The sequence below is a fragment of the Nitrospiria bacterium genome, from assembly GCA_036397255.1.
In the GTDB taxonomy this organism is placed as follows: Bacteria; Nitrospirota; Nitrospiria; order DASWJH01; family DASWJH01; genus DASWJH01.
In genome coordinates this window covers 1-6,080 of record DASWJH010000100.1, presented here as the reverse complement: position 1 = coordinate 6,080, position 6,080 = coordinate 1, and the positions used below count along the sequence as shown (strand labels likewise).

7 protein-coding genes are annotated in these 6,080 nt (G+C 43.4%); 5 read left to right on the top strand and 2 right to left on the bottom strand.

What is annotated here, in order from left to right; genetic code table 11:
* Positions 1-204: hypothetical protein (locus tag VGB26_13645; protein ID HEX9758821.1), on the bottom strand; the 204-nt coding region annotated here is incomplete at its 3' end.
* Positions 205-786: 582 nt separating this feature from the next.
* On the opposite strand from VGB26_13645, the gene VGB26_13640 reads away from it, so the two are divergent.
* From VGB26_13640 to VGB26_13620, 5 genes are all read left to right on the top strand, one after another.
* Positions 787-1,101: a hypothetical protein gene (locus tag VGB26_13640; GenBank protein ID HEX9758820.1), complete on the top strand. Its 315-nt coding sequence runs from the start codon at positions 787-789 to the stop codon at positions 1,099-1,101.
* Positions 1,102-1,150: 49 nt separating this feature from the next.
* On the top strand, positions 1,151-1,534 hold the full coding sequence (locus VGB26_13635; GenBank protein ID HEX9758819.1) for a hypothetical protein: 384 nt from the start codon (positions 1,151-1,153) through the stop codon (positions 1,532-1,534).
* A 72-nt stretch (positions 1,535-1,606) separates the two neighbouring features.
* Complete coding sequence (locus VGB26_13630) at positions 1,607-2,077, top strand: cytochrome c (GenBank protein HEX9758818.1); 471 nt, start codon at positions 1,607-1,609, stop codon at positions 2,075-2,077.
* A 114-nt stretch (positions 2,078-2,191) separates the two neighbouring features.
* Complete coding sequence (locus VGB26_13625; protein ID HEX9758817.1) at positions 2,192-4,264, top strand: universal stress protein; 2,073 nt, start codon at positions 2,192-2,194, stop codon at positions 4,262-4,264.
* 66 nt (positions 4,265-4,330) lie between these two features.
* Positions 4,331-4,777, top strand: a complete 447-nt coding sequence (locus VGB26_13620) for a hypothetical protein (protein ID HEX9758816.1) — start codon at positions 4,331-4,333, stop codon at positions 4,775-4,777.
* Between the two features lie 427 nt (positions 4,778-5,204).
* Here VGB26_13620 and VGB26_13615 read toward each other — a convergent pair whose 3' ends face one another.
* On the bottom strand, positions 5,205-5,798 hold the full coding sequence (locus tag VGB26_13615) for a hypothetical protein (GenBank protein HEX9758815.1): 594 nt from the start codon (positions 5,796-5,798) through the stop codon (positions 5,205-5,207).
* Positions 5,799-6,080 lie beyond the last annotated feature (282 nt).

The following is a 6,080-nucleotide window of genomic DNA, read 5'->3' as shown; positions in this document are numbered from 1 at the left end:
AGGCCCGAGAATGCCCGGTCCGGGGGCTTTTATTTTCGCCTGAATTTGGGTGATGGACCCATCCGAGTTCTTAAACAGGAGCGCATAACGGTCGGTAGAATCAAATGGGTCCGGAGGAATGACTAGGGATTCACCGGATTTTGGTATGAGGAAGAATAGGAGGATAGAAATGAAAGAAAGGAAAATGAGGTTTCGTTTTACCACAAAAATTCCTACGTCAATTGGAGGAAACAGGACAAAAAAGGTAAAATAACTTCAGAATCTTTTCATAAGACAGAAAATCTAGGGAAAAATATATTTTAAAAATGCCTTTGTCAACACCTAAATGTTGCATCGTTGAACAAATTTTACCCCAAAATATTGCATGAAAAATCCCAGCAGGAAGATCTTTATAATGTATCAAGACGATGCAAGAACCTGAAATTAAAAGATATTAAGGCTTTTATTGGGGAAACAGGTGGAAAAGATAAGTTCTCGGTTGATGGTGGAGATTTAACATGAAACTTTTTTTAATAAGGTTTTGTCTCAATAGGGGTTAAATCCAGACCTTTTTCAATCTCAAAAAAATTTTTAAAAACCTCCCCTTTCCCTCTTTTTTAAAGAAGGATTTTCCCAAAGAATAAAGGCTGGAAGAAAGTGAATTTCAAGATTCGCTCTAAAAAAAACATCCCATAAATACCCAAAACCTAAAGATAAACAACTAAATTTTTCTAGAAAGGGGTTGCACAAGAGAAATGAGCTGTTGTAAGATGTCCCGATCATAGAACACGTAGCCAAGGGAATGACATGACTAATTCTGACATTCAAAAATTTGAGCAAAGATTCAAAGACTTAGAAGCAATCCTTAAAGACCAGCAAAAAACCATTTCCAAACTCAATTCCAATTTATCACAGGTTCAGGCTGAGGTCTCACAGGCAAAAGAAAAGGTCCAGGAGGTATACAGTAAAAATGTAACCACCTGCAAATCATGCCAAACGGAATATGATCTTTTTTCTCATCATTACAGCATCGGTTTATTCGACAATATCGTTTACGTGAAGTGCCCAAAATGTCAAACAGCCATGCCCGTTGATCCCAAGGAAGGTGTAAAAAAAGAGTAGGACTCCTCTAATCAATCTGAAACGAAAAACGTTACTGGATTAATTTACAATGGAAAATCAAGACATTTATAAAGGGATGGTGTGGGATCTATATAGGGAGCATATTAAAAAGTTCTCTCACGCGCAGGTAAAAGGTTACCCCTCTGAAGAAGAGCAAAAAAGCGCCTTTCAAACTCTCCTGCCTGACTCTACGGTCAAGGTATTGGCCCAGGAAAAAGTGGGGATGGTGGTTCAATTTCACTTTATGGACAGGTACAAAGCAATGGACATGGCTTTTGTGGAAAATGTAAAAGGGTTTTTATCTGAGCGTTTTGGAGGCGGAAAATTTAAACTCAACCTCTATAACGGGATTAATTTTCTATCCACAAAAAATTTTGAAACAGAAGGCCCGCCTTTATGGAAAGATATGATTAAAGAAGAGGAGGAAATTTAAAAACCACATTTTGACCCTCAAAATTCAAACCACCGAAAACCCACTGCATCATCCTTTTGGAGTTTAAATAAATTGCCAAAAGCCATTTTCCAACTCACAATGGTTTTTCTCGTGATTACTGGCCTCATGTATCTCTTTGTTTTTTTAGAACCAGAGAAATCCGCTGAACCAGAGGAAAGGGATATTCGAATTCCCCGGGCCCCGGCCTCTGCAAGCAATATTGAAAACCCAATTCCCAATTCCCCCCTAACCATTTCCGAGGGAGAAAAAATATTTAAAGGGAAAGGAACATGTTTTACCTGCCACGGAATGACCGGAAGGGGAGATGGACCTGCGGGGTTGGAATTAAGGCCAAGACCCCGGGATTTTTCGAATCCTGAATTCGCCAGATTGAGAACCGATGGTGAGATTTTTTGGGTCATACGGAACGGAAGCCCCGGGACCCGGATGTTTTCCTATTCACCATCCATCATTACCGAGGAAGAGGTTTGGAAAGTTATCCATTTTATTAGGACCTTAGGAGAGGGGGCGGCCACCGGTTAAACTTCTCAATCCGAAAAACCATGGCGTTGCAAACCCCAAAAAAATCAAAAAAATTCATTGATTTGCATTTAAAACCCTTTTATAATAAGGACTTATTTTTTAAGGAGGAGACCCATGTACAAAAGGATTTATGTTCCTGTTGATAATTCAGACCATTCCAACAAGGCCATTGAAATCGGAGTGGATCTGGCCAAACAATTCGGAGGAACAGTCATCGGCAGCCACGCCTACGCCGCTAAAATGCATGATAAGCGGTTCAAACAGATGGAATCAGGCCTTCCCGAAGAATACCATGATGAAAAGGAGTTGGAGCGCCAACGGAAAATCCACGACTCCTTAATCACCCGTGGTTTGGTGATTATTACGGACTGTTATTTAGATGTCATGGATCAGCAATGTAAATCCGCCAACGTTTCCTTTGAACGAAGGGCCTTAGAGGGCCGTAATTTCCAGGTCATAACCGAAGATATCAACCAGGAAAAATACGATCTGGTGGTCATGGGAGCACTCGGTGTGGGTGCAGTGAGAGATAGCATTATCGGCAGCGTATGCGAAAGGGTCATTCGAAGAACCAGGTCTTCTGATATCTTTGTGGTCAAAGACCTTAAACCGATGAACGGAAACCGGAAAATTGTGGCTGCAGTGGATGGAAGCGCACATTCCTACGGGGGACTCAAAACAGCCATCGCTATCGGCAAAGCCCTAAATATTCCGGTAGAGGCTGTTTCCGCATTTGATCCCTACTTCCACTACGCCATGTTTAACAGTATCGCAGACGTTCTCTCCGAAGAAGCAGGAAAAGTATTCCGCTTTAAAGAACAGGAAAAACTCCATGAGGAAATTATTGACAGCGGTCTCGCCAAAATTTACCAGGCCCATCTGGATATTTCAAAGCAAGAGGCCGAAGCCGATGAGACCAAAATTAAAACCACATTGTTGGATGGGAAACCATTTGACCGGGTCATTCAGTATGTCAAAAAGGAAAAACCGTGGCTCTTGGTATTGGGCCGAATTGGGGTCCATAGTGATGACACCATGGATATGGGAAGCAACACCGAGAATCTCCTACGGCTTGCTCCCTGCAACATCTTAATTTCAAACCGAACCTATACCCCGGCCATTGACACCACGGCCATGTATACACTGGCCTGGACTGAAGAGGCCTCCAGAAGAATGGAAAAGATCCCCGTGTTTGCCCGCGGTGTGGCCAAAACAGCCATTCATCGCTATGCCATTGAAAAAGGCCACAGCATCATCAGCAACGAAGTGGTAGACACAGCCATGGGACATCTTCTCCCTCCTGAAGCGGTAGCCGCCATGAAAGGTATGGGAAAAACCTTGGATGAACAAGGAATCGATCGAAATAAAATGACCGCAGACGATGGTGTGGTCCGAGATCTGATGAATACCCAAAGCGCACAGGTCATGGGTTTAATGGGTGATACCGCCGCCGCCAGTGCTGGAGCGGACATTCTCAACTATGACCAGCGCCGGGAATTGGATTACTGGGTCTGCTCTGGATGCGGCCATTTGGCCAAAGGATCCCAACCAGTGAAATGCCCGATTTGTATGGGAGAGGGTTCAGCCTTCAAAATTATCGACAAGTCAATTATCCATGCGGCCGCCAAGGCAGAAGGAAACATTGAAGTCGAAATGGCCTATGACGATGTCGTCATTGAATGGACCTCTGAAGCAAAAGAAAGGTTAAGGTCTGTTCCTTCCGGCTATATGCGCCGCCGGACGAAGGCCATCATTGAAAAATCGGCACGAAAGATGGGCATCAAAACCATCACGGCCGACTTTACAGGAAAAATTATTATGGAATACGCCGATGAAGTCAGCTGGAAAGATGAACTGTTAGGAGACAATGAGGAAAAAATCAAAGCTCCTGCCCCAGAATTTGAATGGACTCGGGATGCGAAGACCCGGCTCGAGAAAGTTCCCCCTGGTTATATGCGGGATTGCACACAGAGCATGGTTGAAAATCATGCACGGTCCAAAGGGGTAAAAGCCATTACGCTGGAGATTGCTAACGAGGGAATTGAACAGGCCAAGGCCACCATGGAAGAAGCGGTCAAAGATCCCTCAAAGATGCAGGAGATTTTGGACAAGCTCATGCCCAAAAAATCCCAGGGTAACGGCCAAGCAACAGCTCAACCAAGTTCCACAAAACCTGCTGGCAACTAAAAAACGGTTTGTAGAACACAATTCCCTAACGGACCCACTCGACCCCCCCACTCTACTGGTGCGAGATTGGAATTCTACAAAGTACTGAATTTCTGGATTCACCTGGTTTCTGCCTTTATTTGGGTCGGGGGAATTCTTTTTAACTCTCTGGTTTTATTGCCTACCCTCAGATCAAAAGTGGCCAAAGAAATCGGGGAACCTTTTCTCTTAAAACTTCACACTAAGTTCACGAAAATCTCCATTTTCCTGGTCTCTCTCATTCTCGTCACGGGAACCATAAACATTAAAATCGCCCGGGGTATCCGAATGGAGTTCAGCCAACCCTATTTTTTTGCCCTCAGTTTTAAAATTCTCCTTTTTACCCTTCTGCTTTCCATTTTTGTTCTAAATCTAAAAAATCTTTCAGAGGCCAATAAAAAAACCGGTATGCCATACATTCCCTTTCAAGATACCTCCATGATCCTAGGCGTCCTCATCATCCTCATGGCCGCCTTTCTCAAACATGCTCCTTAGCAACATCCTCTCGTCATTCCGGAACGGTTTTATCGGGAATCCAGCTTTTTATTTCCCCCTTTCGCAAAGGGGGCTAGGGGGATTTTACGATGAAGATTTTCCCAGTCCCACTCCCGTCATTCCCGAACGGGTTTATCGGAAATCCAGAAGTAATTTCCTAAAAAAAATTGGAAAAATTACGGTTTCATGGATTTGAAGGAAAGAGAAATTTCTTAACGAAGAATTGTGGTCCCGAAGGGGGAATCCCCCCATGAGCCAAGCCCCGGGGATTTTGGGGTATTCTTACTCAACCAACAACCATAGAATCGACCCCTTTTACGCACCTAAAAGTTTTGCGAAAGGTTCGAGGTTTCCTCATTGGACACCTCCAGGGGTATTGTCCCCTTTTTTAGTGTCCATGAAGTTTGGGGTCAAATCTGCACTTGGCTCATCCTTGAATTTTTATCCTTATTTCCTCAAACCGTTTTGCTGTCCTTCTATCCTTCTCCATCTCCCTGCCCATCCTTCCAATGACACTGCTTACCCCTGAATATCCATCCATCCCAAATTCCTTGGCTATTTCTTCAAGCTTCATGCCCCCTATCCTTCGACATACGAATATCCCCATCGCCCTGGCCTCATTTCTTTGACCCCTCCTCACTCGCTTTATTTCAGCTTCCCTAACCCCGTATACCCTTGTTACCGCCCTTAGGCAGGTCTCTAGAGTTGGTTGAATATAAGTTCGTGCCTCTGGTATTTCTTTCGTTTTCTTTTCAAATCCTTTGATCTTCTTTCGTATGCTTTCCAAAAATTTTTTTGACCCTAAAATGGGATTCCATCTGGAACCACTATAAAAAGTTTTTATCGGTTCATCAATCTCCGATTTCATGTAATTCTCAAAGGCCTTATATGGGTCTCGTTTTGGAAACCTCCGAAGTAGTTGTTCTACATCTAACCACATGGGTTTCTTTTTTCTTTTTCTATAATACCGGCAACTACTCCACTCATAAACCATGGGGTTTTGAACTTTACCTGCTTCCACCGGGTTTCGGTGTATATATCGGGTTACCTGAAGGAAATATTCCTCCGCATCCACCACAATAGCCTTATACCTTCCCCTAAATAAAGGCCCATCCCTTTTATGCGTTCGGTTATAGCGCTGTGTGTACAACCCATCCAGATGCCTCATAGTTCGGGAAAGATTGGCTTGAGGGGTTTGCATTAACAAATGATAATGATTATTTAACAAGCAATAGGCAAGAATCCGAATACCCCACATTTCATGGCATTCAGAAAGAAGTTCCAAAAAACACTGTCTATCTTT

Coding starts and splice junctions, on each gene's coding strand:
- VGB26_13635 (HEX9758819.1), top strand. CDS start 1,151: ATGGAAAATCAAGACATTTATAAAGGGATGGTGTGGGATCTATATAGG.
- VGB26_13625 (HEX9758817.1), top strand. CDS start 2,192: ATGTACAAAAGGATTTATGTTCCTGTTGATAATTCAGACCATTCCAAC.
- VGB26_13640 (HEX9758820.1), top strand. CDS start 787: ATGACTAATTCTGACATTCAAAAATTTGAGCAAAGATTCAAAGACTTA.